The organism is Solitalea canadensis DSM 3403, from assembly GCF_000242635.2.
GTDB lineage: Bacteria > Bacteroidota > Bacteroidia > Sphingobacteriales > Sphingobacteriaceae > Solitalea > Solitalea canadensis.
Genome location: NC_017770.1, coordinates 3902013 through 3917816, shown reverse-complemented (window position 1 = coordinate 3917816; position 15804 = coordinate 3902013). Strand labels below are relative to the sequence as shown.

Sequence of the window (15804 nt, the reverse complement as noted above, 5' to 3'; positions counted from 1 at the left end):
TAAGGGGTTATATTTATCATGACAGAGAGGAAAATAAAGGTTAAAAGTATTTTAATTACGCAGCCAAAACCAGAGAGCGATAAGAATCCATACACGGAGTTGGCTAAGAAATACAGTTTGAAACTTGATTTCAGACCATTCATTCATGTGGAGGGGGTTCCCGCCAAGGAATTTAGAAAGGGAAAGATCAATTTGCCAGATTACTCGGCAATTATCTTTACAAGTCGCCACGGAATCGATCAGTATTTCCGTTTATGTGAAGAAATGCGGTACGAAGTGCCTGCTGAAATGAAGTATTTCTGTAATACAGAGTCTACAGCACTGTATCTTCAAAAGTACATTCAGTACAGAAAACGAAAAATATTTTTTGGCAAACAAACAACTGCCGACCTGATGGAACAGTTTAAAAAACACCAGGGTGAAAAGTATTTATTCCCATGTTCGGATGTAAGTAAGGAAGAGATTCCATCGAAGATGAGAGAGGTTGGATATGACGTTACAGAAGCAGTAATGTATCGCACAGTTTGTAGCGATTTATCTGACTTAGCTGAGGTTAAATATGATATGATAGCTTTTTTCAGTCCCTCTGGAATTAAGTCCTTGTATCAGAATTTCCCCGATTTTGAGCAGAATAATACTCGAATTGCGGCATTTGGTTCAACGACACACAAGGCAGTTTTGGAAGCTGGGCTCTATTTAGACGTTCAAGCACCTACCCCTCAATCGCCTTCAATGACCATGGCTATTGAAGAATATATTAAGGTTAGTAACAAATAAAAAAATTTAAATAATAGTTAAATTTCTACTATTTTTGCTGAATCGTTAAAGCGTAAAGAAAATTTTTTTCCCACGTTTTAACGATTTTTTTTGTTAATTATTTTTGTATGTTGCGTAACAATTAAAATTTTCTTTCGTTTAAACGGATTAAGGAATAGTTTTTCGATAGAGAAAAAATATAACTAAATTTAGTATTACTATTTGCCAAACCTTTACAACTTAAATTTTATGAAATATTTGTTGCTGCTTTGTTCTTCAGCACTTCTGTTTTCCCTAAGCGGATGTGGTTCTTCCGGAGCTAAGGGAGAGTTAGTAGGCGTTCAGGGCCGTAAGCCGTACAAGCAAGACGTCCCTTATGGTATGGTGTATATTCCTGCTGGTACTTTCATTATGGGCCAGGGTGATCAGGATGTAACTGCTTCCCGCGTTTCTCAAAATCGTCAGGTAACGATTGCTCCATTCTACATGGACGAAACCGAGATCTCAAACAATGAGTATCGCCAGTTCGTATTATGGGTTCGTGACTCTATTGCGGCTAAAACGATGGGTGGTAATTTTGTTGTAAAGGCAGAAGATGGTACTGAATTCATCAATCCTAAGCAAAAGGTTACTTACACATCTAAAAACAACCCTAACGCAGAAACGCTAAAAGGTATGTACTACCAGGGTGATGATAAAATCACAGGTAGAAATGATTTTGACGTAAGACAGTTGGTTTACCAATATACTTGGTTTGATATTCGTTCAGCTGCATTGAAACAGAATCGTACAAAACCTAGGTCTTCGTTCATTAAACGTGAAAAAATAGCTATTTATCCAGATACTTTGGTTTGGCTTGCTGATTTTAGCTATGCTCAGAATGAACCTATGGTTGAACAGTATTTCTCACACCCTGCATTTGATGATTATCCTGTTGTTGGTGTAACTTGGAAACAAGCTAATGCTTTCTGTGCATGGAGAACTGAATTCAATAACACCTACCGCGATAAAATGAAAAAGCCTCGTCGTGGTGTTGTAAGCTTACCAACTGAAGCCCAGTTTGAGTATGCTGCACGTGGAGGAAGATTAGGTGCTGACTATCCTTGGGGTGGTCCTTATATTCGCAACAGTAAAGGTTGTATCTTGGCAAACTTCAAACCTGGTCGCGGTAATTATGCTGATGATGGCGGTTTCTACACAGTGCATGTTAAATCGTATTTCCCTAACGATTACGGCTTATACAATATGGCGGGTAACGTATCTGAGTGGACTAGTTCAACTTATGATGAGTCGTCATATACATTCGTACACGACATGAATCCTACTTATACTTCTGAAGTAAATGAAACTACTCCAATGGCACAACGTCGCAAGGTAGTAAGAGGTGGTTCATGGAAAGATATCGGTTTCTTCCTTCAGAACGGAACTCGTGCGTATGAATATTTAGACACAGCAAAATCTTACATTGGTTTCCGTTGTGTTGCTCAACACATGGGAAAACAATTAGGTACTAAATAACTAACCAAAATAATATAACAATTACAACTAGACTGATCGAATTATTATGAAAGGTAAAATTAAATTTAATCTGAATTTCTTTGCGTCATTGTTCGCTGCACCAGTAATCTTGGGAGCTTTATTTAAAATCTTACACTGGGAAGGAGCAAGGGAAATGCTAATGATCGGTATGGGATGTGAGGCGATCATCTTTATTGCAATGGCTTTCCAACCTCAATATGATGAACCAGATTGGTCAAGAGTTTACCCTGAGTTATTGCCAGAAAATGAGCCAGTTGAAGTTAGTTCATACTCTTCACGTGGCGCAGTAGGAGCAGGTAGCTCTAACGCATTGGACAAAATGTTGGCTGAAGCTAATATTACTCCAGACATGGTGAACAATTTAGGTAATGGCTTAAGAACTTTCGGTGACAAAGTTAGCGCAATCTCTAATATTGCGAACGTATCGATTGATACTACTGCATTGTCAGATAGCTTAAAACGTGGTACTGATTCTGTAAACCAATTAGTGGTTTCTTATCAGAAAGCTTCTCAATCATTAGTTGAGATGGCTGGTACCAATGTTGATACTAAAGCATACAACGAACAAATTAACTTAATGGTTAAAAACCTTGCGGCTCTTAACGCAGTTTACGAAATGGAATTACAGGAGTCTAACAACCACCTGAAATCTATGGGTAAATACTATGCTAACATCAATGAAACAATGCAAGGTTTCAACGAAACGCTTAACTATTCTAAGGTATACAAAGAGGAGATCGGTAAATTGGCTAAGAACTTAACTTCTCTTAACTCAGTTTACGGAAACATGCTTTCAGCAATGAACGTGCAAAGAGCATAATTTCCTTGTTAATTTTTTAGATTAACTGTTTTTTAAAGTAAATCAAACCTTAAGAATTTTAGAATATGGCCGGTGGTAAACAAACGGCACGTCAGCAGATGATCAACCTGATGTATCTGGTACTCACTGCGATGTTGGCGTTGAACGTAAGTGCGGAAGTATTAAACGCATTTAAGACTGTAAGAGATGGTTTAGATGAATCATCAACTAATCTTGATCAAACAATAAGTAAAACCATGGAAGCTTTCCAGAAAAGTATGGAAACGGATCCTGGTAAAACCAAAGAATGGTACGATAAAGCTCAACAAGCCGTTAAGATTAGCAACGATTTAAGTGCTTATATTAAAGGTGTTAAAGAAGAGATGGTGAAGCAAGCTGGAAACATCAATCCAGAAACAGGAGATATCAAAAATAATGATGATCTTGATGTTGCAAGCCGTATTATGCTTAACGAAGAAAGACCTTCTGAAGCAAAAGGTCCTGAGATGAAGAAAAAAATCAGAGAAGCTCGTGAACAGTTGTTGTCATTGGTGAAACCTGAGGATAAAGAAAGGATCATCATCAGCCTTGACGCAAAAGATGCAAAAGATAAGTCATGGGAAAATGCTCAATTTTCGAGTGTTCCTGTTACTGCTGCTGTAACTATTCTTACGAAATTAGAGGGTGATGTTAAAAACTCAGAAGTTGAGATTTTGAAATATCTTCAAAGCTCAATTTATGCAAGTGATGTTAAGTTTGATAAACTTAAAGCAGTAGCTGTTGCTCCTTCAAGCTATGTATTAGTAGGGCAACCTTATACTGCTGAAGTATTCTTAACAGCAACTAGTTCTACCTTAAAACCTGATGTTTATGCAGGTGGCAGTAAATTACCTGTTGATGCAGACGGTATCGCTAAATTTAGCACTACAGCTTCAAGCGTTGGTGAGCATACTTGGGGAGGTAAAATTGTAGTAGTTCAACCAGATGGTACTACTAAAGATTACCCTTATACAGCTAAGTATGAAGCTGCGGCTCCTTCTGCTAACGTAAGCGCGGATAAAATGAATGTTCTTTATATTGGGGTTGAAAACCCTGTTTCAGTTTCAGCTGCAGGTGTTCCAAGCAGTAAAGTTCGTGCAAGCTTAAGCGGAGCAGGTTCTTTATCAGGTGGAAATGGTAAATACATTGCACAGGTAACTACTCCTGGTCAGGTTACAATCAATGTTAGTGCTGAGATTAATGGTAAAATGACCAATATGGGTTCTCGCTTATATCGTGTTAAACAAGTACCTCCTCCTACACCTAAATTTGCAGGTCTTTCAACTGGCCGTGTAAGTTCGGCTGCAGCGAAAGCTCAACCAGGTGTATTTGCAGTACTTGAAAACTTCGACTTTGATATGAAGTTTAGTGTAACCGGTTATACTATGTATGTTGTTAAAAAACGTACTGACCCGATTTTCGAATCAGTTAACGGTCCGGCTTTAACTGCACGTTTACGTCAGGCATTAGCATCTGTTACTGCTGGCGATAAGATCACTATTGAAGATATTACCGTTCGCGACCCTAAAGGTAACTCTCGTAGATTATCTACAGGTGTTTCGCTCACTGTTCAATAATTAAAAAGATGAAGAGATTTTATTTAGTCGCCTTAGCACTGCTTTTAAGCTGCACTGTGGTTCTTGGTCAGGCCAAGAAAAAGAAATCTACAGGCACAAAAGCTAAAAGCACTAAAACTGCTGTAGCAAAAAAAACAACTGCAAAAAAGAAGGCAGCTCCTGCAGCTACTTTAGCTGCGGTTACTCCTCCAAAAGCTACGGCTCCTGCTCCTAAACCAGTAGACACTACTAAGAAGCGTCCGTCGGCTACAGGCTCGTTGTTTGGCGACGTAATAGATGGTGTTTACAAGAAGGAAAATAATGTAAACGTTCAGGTTATCCCTTATCCTTATGTTCGTCAGGCTGATGTTATGTGGTCTAAGCGTATTTGGAGAGAGATCGATGTTCGTGAGAAAATTAACAGACCATTAAATCATCCAAATTCACGTTTAATCAACGTGATCATGAAGGCAATTACTGCTGGTGAATTAACAGCTTACCGTAATCCTGATGATGGTAGTGATAGCACATTCAGAGATATTATGTCTGTTGAGCAAGTTGCTAATTTGGCAGGTGGTCGTGCTGATACCATCCAGATTCCTGATATGATCGATCCTAGTATCATGCGTGATACAGTAGTTCGCGAGAACTTTAACCCTGATCAGATCGTGAAATATCGTGTTAAAGAAGACTGGATTTTTGATAAACAACGTTCAATTTTCGAACCTAGAATTATCGGTATTGCACCTTGTAAACTGAACATCAGTAAAACTTCTGGTGATACGATCGGTGTAACCCCAATTTTCTGGGTATACTATCCGGAAGCTCGCCAGGTGTTTGCAAATTCTGAAATGTTCAACCGTTTCAACGATGCTTCTAATTTAAGCTTCGACGATTTCTTCATCAAACGCTTGTTTACAAGTTACATCACAAAAGAATCTAATTCTGAAGATCTACGTATTGAAGATTATGCTAAAGGCATAGACAAACTATATGAAGGTGACAGAATCAAGAAAAAGCTCATGGATTACGAACAGGATCTGTGGGAATACTAAAGATTAACCTAATACAATTTCAACGGGCGTCTGAAAAGATGCCCGTTGTTTGTTTATAGCGGTTTAATACCTCTTCTAATATAGTTAATGGTGGGTCAACCTTAAAATTTAGGAGATTATTTCATCCTAAGAGAGAAGCTTCGGAGAAGTTATGAGGTGATTTGAAAAATAATTTTCGAATGGAAAGAAACTAAAGAGAGTATAGCTTCGTTCCATACAAAGCTTGTTTTTAGGTCCTGATGTATAACACTTCTAAGGTTAATCTCCCCAGAGATAAAGCATTAAGAGATTATTCGCCTTTCCCAAAGTAGGATAATAAGGCCTGTGCTTGTTTTAGATTAACAATCTCCAGCAGGTCTTCTTTTGTAGCCTCCTTGATCTTTTTAACAGACTTAAAATACTTTAACAAACTTTCTGCTGTTTTAGGGCCTATACCTTCAATTAATTCCAATTCTGTAACCAGTGTTCCTTTATCTCTACGTTTTCGATGGTGAGTAATTCCGAAGCGGTGTGCTTCATCGCGCAAATGTTGAATAATCTTTAAGCTTTCGGATTTCTTATCGATATATAGCGGAACAGAATCGTTCGGATAATAAATTTCTTCCAGTCGCTTCGCAATTCCAATGATTGGCACTTTATGATAAATATCGAGTTGTTTTAGAACTTCAACTGCTGATGATAATTGTCCCTTGCCACCATCAACAATGATAAGATCGGGGAGTGGTTGCTGTTCTTCTATAACCCGTCCATAACGTCTGCCAATTACTTCTTTCATGGTGGCAAAGTCATTTGGTCCCTCAACTGTCCGAACATTAAAGTGGCGGTAATCTTTTTTAGAAGGTTTTCCATCTTTAAAGACCACCATAGCGGAAACAGGATATTTTCCCTGGAAGTTTGAATTATCGAAACATTCGATATGGCGTGGCGGGCTTGACAAATGCAGGTCTTTTTGCATTTGTGTTAACACACGTTCTGTTCTTAATTCAGGATTTAATTTTTCATACTGCTCTAGTTTAGACTTCTTAAAGAACAATACATTCTTTTGAGAAAGCTCCAGGAGTTTCTTCTTGTCGCCTAATTTTGGAACTGTAAACTTAATGTTAGAGTCGTCGATTTCAACCTCAAATGGAACTACTATTTCTTTTGCATCGCTTTCAAAACGGTTTCTGAATTCTGCAATTGCTAATTCAAGAAGCTCTCGGTCACTTTCGTCAAGTTTCTTTTTTAGTTCAATGGTTTGAGTTTGAACAATGCTACCATTTGAAACTTTTAAATAGTTCACAAAGGCATATTTAGGATCCGATGCAATTGAAACCACATCAATATCATGCAAGATGGTGCTTACAACTGTCGACTTACTTTGATAGTTTTCTAATTTATCAAGTTTGAACTTTAGCTTATGAGCTTGTTCAAAGTCCATATTGTTTGCCGCTTCAGTTATTTGATCACGTATATGTTTAAGCACAGCTCCTGTATTGCCCTTCAGGATATTTTTAATGTCAGCAATACTGGATTCATAATCAGCTCGCGATTGTAATCCTTCACAAGGTCCTTTACAGTTTCCAATTTGATACTCAAGGCAGACTCTGAATTTTCCTGCTTTGATATTCGGATCTGTTAATGCAAGATTACATGTACGCAAGGGATACAGCCCTTTAATCATTTCGAGCATGGTTTTCATCATGGTTACAGAAGCATAAGGACCATAATACTTAGAACCATCTCTTATAATTTTCCGGGTGCCATAAATTCGGGGAAAGGATTCATTTTTGATTACAATGGAAGGATACGTTTTATCATCCTTTAGCATTACATTATAGCGGGGCTGGTGCTCTTTAATTAGGTTGTTTTCCAATAACAAGGCCTCGATCTCACTATCTACTATTGTAAACTTAACGTCACGTATTTTGCTTACTAATACGCGAGTTTTAGCGTTCAGCATACGGTCGTTTACAAAATAGGACGAAACACGGTTACGCAGGTCTTTGGCCTTTCCAACATAGATAAGCTTATTTTCACTATCAAAGTACTGATAGATACCTGGTTTATGTGGTATTTTTTGTAATGCTTTTTTGTAATCGAACTCAACAGACATGCTGCAAATTTAAGTATTGGCCGACGGTTTTGGATGATATTACAATTATAACTTCTTTGCCAGACATCCGGTAATATGTTCTATTACCACTTGTCCCATGTTCTGGCAGTGCAGAAAAATATCTTTTTTATGGTGTTCTGCAAGTTCTTGTTTTAGCATTTCCGTTTTGGCCTTTGGAGATATTTCGTCTTGTTCAAGCACCGCAAACAGTTCATTGATTCTTCGTGGTGAAGATTTAATACGATTAGATATCAACGTTCGCTCTTCTTCCTGATATTGGCTCATCGTTTTATGGTTCATATGCTTCATCCCCATAAACACCAGTTTATTATTTTCTTTAAAGTAATGTGGTAAATAAAAATTCTTTTTACCCTCGTAGGATTGCTGATCGAAGTCAATAGCGCGTATACGGTACTGTAATCCCTCTATGTCGGGGGTTATGTCCATTACGAAATTATAGGCTCGCATATCGCCTAAAAGACGTACAAAGCAACGTTCATTAAATTTTACAAATTCCTTACTGATCCGTATTTGGTTAAATGGGATATCATCTAAGTGATGTTCGATAAAAACATCGCCCGGTAAACCGATAATATGCTCCTCTATTAGCGTGTCTTTATCCGTAATATACGTAATACGGTTAGGGGAGAGGATATGTTCTAATTCCAATCCGTAAATACGGGATGCATCTGCAACTTTAACATAAAAGTGGTCATAGTTATCATTCAGTCGATTGATAATGCGAACTCTGAAAGGCTTTGAATTACCAAACGCACAAAAATCAATTCGTGCAACCGACAGGTTATCCATTAGTGCTATATCGCCATCGGTTGTAAGTAAAGCATAAATATAGGTAAGTGCCGGAAACAATTCCCGCATATCACTCTCATCATAATAAACTGTTTTCCAGAGGGTATCTTTTCCGTTTTTATCCAATAAAGGTACTTCAAGGTTAAAGCGAAGCATGTCTGTATACTGGATAGGCAGCTTTATTTCCCTGCCGTGTTTTACCAGGTATTCACGCAATTCTTCTTTTATAGGATAATACAACTTCTTTTTTGAAGGCACATTCGACCTAAAACCAAATATGTTACTCATATTACGAATATAGGCTTTTTAATGCGATGATTTTGATGACAGGTGTCATGGGAAGTATAACCAAAAAGGTCCGGAAGTAATTTCCGAACCTTTTTAGGATCATTAGAAGATCGAATTCTTTATTTGATGCTGAAGATCAATCGAACATCAGATCTTAGTTTGATTGTTTTAAAATCAATTTCAGGCATTGCTCCTGCTGCATCCATTTCCATTGCAGCAGATTTATACATTGCCATAGGACGAGGATAATAGCTTGGCTGTGACTCATTATCATAGATTTCTAATATTCCACTAACTTGCTCTCCAATCGCTGCCGTTAAATAGGTTGCTTTTTCTTTAGCATCTTTCATCGCCTTGATCTTAAGCTCTTTTTTAAATTCCTCGATTTTGCTATGTGTGAACTCAGCAACGTTTACACTTTCAATTCCCTTTGGATCAACAGCAGAAAGAATATCATTTACTTTATCAAGCTTAGTTAATTTAAGCTTGTATTGTTTACGAGCTAAGAAATTAGGATCACGTTTTTTATCACGAACATTCCAATCATAGTTATAACCGTAAACGTTATCAAGCATGAAGTTCTCCTTTGGAATACCTGCATCAATAACAGCTTGTTGTAATTGTTTTTCTACCGCATCAATTGATACTTTGTTCTTATTGTTATTGTCTTTGTAATATTCTTTAAGCGAAATATTCAAATAAATGATATCCGGAATTATTTCCATTTCGGCATTGCCGGTTACTTCGATCTTTTTCACGGGAGCTACATTTGTTGTTGTTTGCGCCATTGCAGTAAAACCTGCCACCACCATTGCTAAACTTGCGATTATTCTCTTCATATCGATTTCAATTTAATATATAGATGTCGGAACCTCACAGATTCCATAATTTAATTAAAAAAATTATTCAGCCTGATATAAGGCAAGCGCATGTTTGGCAACTACGCCAAAATTAAAACCTTGCGTTTGATCATATCCGGCGTAATTAACAGCTACTAAGCGTCCGCAATCATCAAATACAGGAGAACCACTTGCACCATGGGTAGAAGTAATATTATATTGAATGGCGAAACCGTCCGATTCTTTGTTGATCTCTCCTTCATATACCTGCACCTTTACACCCTTTTGGGTTCCGGCAAGTTGCATACCCATTGGATAACCAATCATAATTGCTTTTGTTCCCGGCTTAATATCGGTATCGTCGTTAGCTGCCTGGTTAAGATTAATCACATTTTTAACTTTAGCAGGCAGGTTATGACTGATGGTTTGGATAATAGCCACGTCCACATTTGGATCAGTAGCTTCAGTAATATATTCACAAGGAATAAAGTCTCTGATTTCTTTTACTTTGCTGTTGTGCATAGCAATTCCAAGGCGTACAATTTTACCTGTTACAACAATCTGACTGGTGTCTGTAGGGTTTGAGCTTTTATTCTCGGGAATATTGATGGTTATCTCGGATGCAGTTGAGTCGGAAGCAACAGCTGCGCTGTCTGTGGTATGCACCGCTTCCCATTCTTCCTCATTTCCTTCTGTAATTTCATCTGTCCAATGTTGGGTGATATATTTGCCAACCTGAGCCGGATTAACATCATCTGGAACCATGTAGCTTACTGTTTGCTTAATTGCCGTAAAAGCTTCCGATTGATTGGTGACCCACGGAGAGGCAACATGACGATTAGTTACCAGTTTACCATCCTTACTAACAAAAAAGCCAGTGCCAGTAATTGTAATCGGATTATTCAAATTCTCATCGTAAGGAGCCAGTTCTCCGTTTTCTGTTATGGTCAGATAGAAAGGTGAAGATCCTTTAACCTTGACTTCATAAACGTAGCTATTGGCAACCAATACGACACTGTTCTTATATTTTTCGTAAATCTCCGTTTGAGAAAGTCCACATTTAAGACTATCTGGTGCCTGACCTGACCATAATTTTTTTAAATCACCTGCTTTAAAGAATAATACTGTTATCACAATCCCTACAATAACAAATATTGAAGGCAGTAACCATTTGTTTTTTGGCTTTACAGATGAATCCTGAGCTGATAGATCGTTACTTTCTAATGAATTTTCGTTGTTGAAATTTTCGGTACTCATACGATGGGAAATAGGTGTTAGTTTTTAATAAGGTCCGAAATTCAGCAAAAAATCCAGAAAGATGAAATAAACTTTAACATGTTTTTCAATCCTATACGGAACTGAATAGGTAAACGATACAGCATAAAATAAAAAAACGAGAACATGAACTGTTCTCGTTTTTTTGAAAATATTTTTTGTACCAACTATGCTTCTACCACTTCTGATTGGGTGTCGTCTTCTTCAATGGGAGGCTTTTCCATAACTCGAAAATATTTCTTTTGAAATACCAGTATCATGGCTACACCAGTCGAAATTGCCGCGTCAGCGATATTAAATACAGGGCGGAAGAATACAAATTCCTGATCGCCCCATAATGGGAACCACGAAGGAAAATGTCCTTGTACAACCGGGAAATAAAACATATCCACAACACGTCCATGTAATAATGTTGAATATCCGTAGATAACACCATAAAACACACTATCGATAATATTTCCTAATGCTCCTGCAAAAATAAGACTGGCAGCAATGACTAATCCAAACGGGTAACGATGTTTGATTACATAATGAATACCATAACCTATACCTGCAACAGCAGCTATACGGAATAAAGTGAGGAATAATTTCCCATATTCACCTGCAAATTCCATCCCGAAAGCCATACCATTGTTTTCGGTGAAGTGAATGATAAACCAATTACCAATAATATTGAACTCCTGACCAATATACATGTTATTCTTGATCCAGGTTTTCAATAACTGATCTGCCAACACCACTAATGTGATGATTAAGATTGCTTTAAGTGATCTTTTCAAACGCGTAAAATTTTATCAATAACCACCAGGCTATGATTGTTTTAACTTAGCTTCCATACTTAACGTGGTATGTGGCACGGCACGTAATCGTTCTTTAGGTATTAACTTGCCTGTTTCACGGCAAATACCATATGTTTTATTTTCAATGCGCACTAATGCAGCTTCCAGGTTTTCAATAAACTTTTTCTGGCGCGCAGCTAATTGATTTATGTGTTCTTTTTCAAGTGTTGCAGAACCATCCTCAAGTGCTTTAAAGGTTCCGGCGGTATCATCCGTGCCGTTCTCATTAGGGTTACTTAAGCTGGCTACAAGCGTATGTAATTCTGACTTAGCTTTCTCAAGCTTATCAATAATAAGCTCTTTAAACTCCAGCAGCTCTACATCCGAGTATCTGGTTTTTTCAGTTACCTGTGTTCCGTTGTTGTCCATAGTAATTTCCTCTCCTTTAGTTAAAAGTTAAATTCGCTCGATCTCGATTTTTAAGCTAATGTCATCAATTTCAATATTGTCTGTTGAGCTAAAATCTGCCTCTGTCAAATCAAAATTAGTGCCTAAAATCTCTGCACTAATGTATGGTAAGAAGTTCTTTACAGCTGTGTCAACCAACTCATGCGACTGAAGTGTTACTGCAATCTTGTCGGTTACTTCAAAACCTTTGTCTTTACGGAGGTTTTGAATTCTGTTAATTAGCTCACGTGCAATACCTTCCTGTTTTAACTCTTCTGTTATTGTAACATCTAAAGCCACAGTTAGTTTGCCAATACTTGTTACCAACCATCCCGGAATATCTTCCGAAAGAATTTCTACATCAACTAACTCCAGCTTAAACACTTCACCATTTAAGTGTAGGTTAAAGAAGCCGTCGCGTTCAATTGCAGTGATATCTTCTTGAGTGAAATTGTTAGCAGCATTGCTAACTTCTTTCATCATCTTACCTACTTTAGGGCCTAAGGCTTTAAAGTTAGGTCTGATTTTCTTGACAAGAATTCCTGCCGTGTCATTTATATACTGAATTTCCTTAATATTTGTTTCAGAGAGGATTAAGTCTTTTACTTTTTCCACTTTAGCTTGAAACTCATTGTCAAGAACAGGCAGTAAAATTTTGTTCAGCGGCTGACGAACTTTGATGTCTACTTTTTTACGCAACGACAATACCATCGATGAAATATCTTGAGCCATTGCCATACGCTCTTCCAACTCTTTATCGATTTCGCTTTCGTTTACTGCAGGGAAATCTGTTAAGTGCACCGATTCAGATTTATGACGGCCTGTTACAGCATTTAAGTCGGTAAATAAGCGGTCACTGTAGAATGGAGCTACCGGAGACATTAATTGCGCGATAGTTTCCAGACAACGGTAAAGCGTTTGATAAGCAGATACTTTATCCTGAGAATACTCTCCCTTCCAGAAACGACGGCGACATAAACGAACGTACCAGTTACTTAAATGCTCATCAACAAAATTCTGGATAGCGCGAGCTGCTTTAGTTGGTTCATAATCAGCATAACATTCATCTACTTCTTTGATCAATGAATTTAATAAAGAAATGATCCAACGATCGATCTCAGGACGATCTTCTAATGGAACTTCTGCATCCGAGTACTTAAATCCATCAATATTGGCGTATAAAGTAAAGAACGAATAGGTGTTATATAGAGTTCCAAAGAATTTACGTCTAACTTCATCTAGACCTTCAATATTAAATTTAAGGTTATCCCAAGGTGAAGCGTTTGAAATCATATACCAACGGGTAGCGTCAGCACTGTATTTGTTAATGGTTTCGAAAGGATCAACGGCATTGCCTAAACGTTTAGACATCTTATTGCCGTTTTTATCCAATACTAAACCATTTGAAACAACGTTTTTGAATGCTACCGAATCAAATAACATTACGGCAATTGCATGCAGCGTGAAAAACCAGCCACGAGTTTGGTCAACACCTTCAGCAATGAAGTCTGCCGGATATGCATTTTTAAAGTCTTCATTATTCTCAAATGGATAATGCCATTGTGCGTACGGCATTGCCCCTGAGTCGAACCAAACGTCAATCAGATCGGATTCGCGGTATAAATTTTTGCCGTTTTTAACGAATACGATATCATCAACGTACGGACGGTGTAAATCATGACCATTTACCTGAATTTTCTCCAGGTAAGTAATATTAGCTTTAGTTTCTTCTGCCGAAAGTAAACCGGAAGCAACTGCTTCTTCCAGGTATTTCTGCAATTCAGCAACAGCGCCAATACAAACTTCTTCAGTCTCGTCTAAACTTCTCCAGATCGGGAGAGGAGTTCCCCAGTAGCGCGAACGTGATAAATTCCAGTCAACCAGGTTTTCAAGCCAATTGCCAAAACGCCCAGTTCCAGTTGATTCAGGTTTCCAGTTAATGGTTTTGTTCAATTCAACCATGCGATCTTTTAAGGCAGTGGTTTTAATGAACCATGAATCTAGCGGGTAATATAATACTGGTTTATCGGTACGCCAGCAGTGCGGATAACTGTGTTCGTATTTCTCAACTTTGAAAGCACGATTCTCTTCTTTCAGTTTGATGGCAATAAGAACATCTGTAGGCTTAAAATCTTCAGCACTACGTTCAGCATCCGAATAATATTCTTCTTTTACATAACTGCCAGCAAATTCTCCAACGGAATCAATAAAACGACCTTGCTTATCAACCAAGGTTAATGAACCAATGCCATTTTGTTTGGCAACTCTAAAGTCGTCTGCTCCAAAAGACGGAGCAATGTGTACGATACCGGTACCATCTTCAGTAGTAACAAAATCACCAACAATCACTCTGAAAGCATCACCGTCAGCAGGTTGTTCGTAAGGCAATAGTTGTTCATAACGGATACCGTCTAAATCACTTCCTTTTGCGGTTCCAATAACTTTATAAGGAATTACTTTATCGCCTTCTTTGTAACCGTCCAATGGAAGATCTTCATTTTTTTCAGAGAAGAATTTTCTGAAAAGATCTTTGGCCATTACAACAGTTATCGATTTAAAAGTGTATTGGTTGTAGGTATTAATAATTAAGTACTCAATATTTTTGCCTACGGCAAGTGCCGTGTTCGATGGAAGTGTCCATGGGGTAGTTGTCCAGGCTAAGAAGAAACTTTCTTCCGAAAGCTTAGCATCAGCAAATTGCTGCAGCTTTTCCATTCCTTGCTGAGGAACCTTGAACTGAGCCACTATGGTAGTATCTTTTACCATTTTGTAGGTTCCCGGTTGGTTTAACTCATGCGAACTTAAACCTGTACCCGCAGCTGGTGAAAACGGCTGAATAGTGTAGCCTTTATACAACAGTCCCTTTTTATAAAGTTCACTTAACAGGAACCAAAGGGTTTCTATATAGTTATTTTCATAAGTGATATATGGATGTTCAATATCAACCCAATAGCCCATTTTAACAGTTAGGTCATTCCATACATCTGTGTAACGCATTACCTCTTTGCGGCAAGCATGGTTATAATCATCCACAGATATTTTCTTACCAATATCTTCTTTTGTGATGCCTAATGCTTTTTCAACTGCTAGCTCAATTGGTAATCCATGGGTATCCCAGCCTGCTTTACGTTTAACCTGATATCCTTTAAGAGTTTTATAACGACAGAAAATATCTTTGATGGCACGAGCCATAACGTGGTGAATACCAGGCATTCCGTTTGCAGAGGGAGGGCCTTCATAAAAGTTGTACGGTTTCGACGCTGGACGTGAACTAACGCTTTTTTCAAAAATCTTATGTTCTTTCCAGAAGGACAATACCTCATTTCCTATTCCGGATAAGTCTAACTGTTTATATTCTCTGTATTTCAAAGCCTTAAATACTAATCTGATGTGCGTTTAAAATTGGTCGCAAAGTTAAGATTTTTAGGGTAGATTTTTGAGTTTCTTTTTGAAGAAGAAAAAGTGGAGAAATTTTTGTTCTCTATTGTAAAACTACAGATACGTTTTGGTTTAAATAATAATAGATA

Annotated in this window: 12 protein-coding genes; 5 read left to right on the top strand and 7 right to left on the bottom strand. The window is 37.8% G+C overall.

The genetic code is table 11. The annotated features are described in order from the left end of the window. Nucleotides 1-18 precede the first annotated feature (18 nt). From SOLCA_RS16280 to porN, 5 genes are all read left to right on the top strand, one after another. The gene (locus SOLCA_RS16280) at nucleotides 19-777 is read left to right on the top strand and encodes a uroporphyrinogen-III synthase (protein WP_014681554.1); all 759 of its coding nucleotides are present in this window, start codon (nucleotides 19-21) and stop codon (nucleotides 775-777) included. A 228-nt stretch (nucleotides 778-1005) separates the two neighbouring features. Next, the gene (locus SOLCA_RS16275) at nucleotides 1006-2274 is read left to right on the top strand and encodes a gliding motility-associated lipoprotein (protein WP_014681553.1); all 1269 of its coding nucleotides are present in this window, start codon (nucleotides 1006-1008) and stop codon (nucleotides 2272-2274) included. A gap of 46 nt (nucleotides 2275-2320) precedes the next feature. Further along, nucleotides 2321-3115 (top strand): type IX secretion system motor protein PorL/GldL, encoded by a 795-nt coding sequence (porL, locus tag SOLCA_RS16270; protein WP_014681552.1) that lies wholly within the window; start codon nucleotides 2321-2323, stop codon nucleotides 3113-3115. 65 nt (nucleotides 3116-3180) lie between these two features. Further along, on the top strand, nucleotides 3181-4710 hold the full coding sequence (porM, locus tag SOLCA_RS16265) for a type IX secretion system motor protein PorM/GldM (RefSeq protein ID WP_014681551.1): 1530 nt from the start codon (nucleotides 3181-3183) through the stop codon (nucleotides 4708-4710). 8 nt (nucleotides 4711-4718) lie between these two features. Continuing rightward, nucleotides 4719-5744: a type IX secretion system ring subunit PorN/GldN gene (gene porN / locus SOLCA_RS16260; RefSeq protein WP_014681550.1), complete on the top strand. Its 1026-nt coding sequence runs from the start codon at nucleotides 4719-4721 to the stop codon at nucleotides 5742-5744. Between the two features lie 289 nt (nucleotides 5745-6033). On the opposite strand, the gene uvrC is transcribed toward porN, so the two are convergent. The 7 genes from uvrC to ileS form a co-directional block, all read right to left on the bottom strand. Further along, nucleotides 6034-7839: an excinuclease ABC subunit UvrC gene (gene uvrC / locus SOLCA_RS16255; RefSeq protein ID WP_014681549.1), complete on the bottom strand. Its 1806-nt coding sequence runs from the start codon at nucleotides 7837-7839 to the stop codon at nucleotides 6034-6036. Nucleotides 7840-7884: 45 nt separating this feature from the next. Then, on the bottom strand, nucleotides 7885-8937 hold the full coding sequence (locus SOLCA_RS16250; RefSeq protein WP_014681548.1) for a hypothetical protein: 1053 nt from the start codon (nucleotides 8935-8937) through the stop codon (nucleotides 7885-7887). A 119-nt stretch (nucleotides 8938-9056) separates the two neighbouring features. After that, complete coding sequence (locus tag SOLCA_RS16245; protein ID WP_014681547.1) at nucleotides 9057-9776, bottom strand: SIMPL domain-containing protein; 720 nt, start codon at nucleotides 9774-9776, stop codon at nucleotides 9057-9059. 63 nt (nucleotides 9777-9839) lie between these two features. Beyond that, nucleotides 9840-11033: a S1 family peptidase gene (locus tag SOLCA_RS16240; protein ID WP_014681546.1), complete on the bottom strand. Its 1194-nt coding sequence runs from the start codon at nucleotides 11031-11033 to the stop codon at nucleotides 9840-9842. Between the two features lie 185 nt (nucleotides 11034-11218). Further along, entirely contained in the window at nucleotides 11219-11830 is a 612-nt protein-coding gene (locus tag SOLCA_RS16235; protein ID WP_014681545.1) for a lipoprotein signal peptidase, read from the bottom strand. A gap of 30 nt (nucleotides 11831-11860) precedes the next feature. Beyond that, on the bottom strand, nucleotides 11861-12259 hold the full coding sequence (locus SOLCA_RS16230) for a TraR/DksA family transcriptional regulator (protein WP_014681544.1): 399 nt from the start codon (nucleotides 12257-12259) through the stop codon (nucleotides 11861-11863). A gap of 27 nt (nucleotides 12260-12286) precedes the next feature. Then, nucleotides 12287-15646 carry an isoleucine--tRNA ligase gene (gene ileS, locus SOLCA_RS16225; RefSeq protein ID WP_014681543.1) on the bottom strand — a complete coding sequence of 1120 codons (3360 nt, stop codon included), beginning with the start codon at nucleotides 15644-15646 and terminating at the stop codon, nucleotides 12287-12289. Between the last annotated feature and the right edge of the window lie 158 nt (nucleotides 15647-15804).

Bases quoted from the DNA above. Each gene is read 5' to 3' on its own strand.
- SOLCA_RS16280 (WP_014681554.1), top strand. From the start codon at position 19: ATGACAGAGAGGAAAATAAAGGTTAAAAGTATTTTAATTACGCAGCCA.
- SOLCA_RS16275 (WP_014681553.1), top strand. From the start codon at position 1,006: ATGAAATATTTGTTGCTGCTTTGTTCTTCAGCACTTCTGTTTTCCCTA.
- porL (WP_014681552.1), top strand. From the start codon at position 2,321: ATGAAAGGTAAAATTAAATTTAATCTGAATTTCTTTGCGTCATTGTTC.
- porM (WP_014681551.1), top strand. From the start codon at position 3,181: ATGGCCGGTGGTAAACAAACGGCACGTCAGCAGATGATCAACCTGATG.
- porN (WP_014681550.1), top strand. From the start codon at position 4,719: ATGAAGAGATTTTATTTAGTCGCCTTAGCACTGCTTTTAAGCTGCACT.
- uvrC (WP_014681549.1), bottom strand. From the start codon at position 7,839: ATGTCTGTTGAGTTCGATTACAAAAAAGCATTACAAAAAATACCACAT.
- SOLCA_RS16250 (WP_014681548.1), bottom strand. From the start codon at position 8,937: ATGAGTAACATATTTGGTTTTAGGTCGAATGTGCCTTCAAAAAAGAAG.
- SOLCA_RS16245 (WP_014681547.1), bottom strand. From the start codon at position 9,776: ATGAAGAGAATAATCGCAAGTTTAGCAATGGTGGTGGCAGGTTTTACT.
- SOLCA_RS16240 (WP_014681546.1), bottom strand. From the start codon at position 11,033: ATGAGTACCGAAAATTTCAACAACGAAAATTCATTAGAAAGTAACGAT.
- SOLCA_RS16230 (WP_014681544.1), bottom strand. From the start codon at position 12,259: ATGGACAACAACGGAACACAGGTAACTGAAAAAACCAGATACTCGGAT.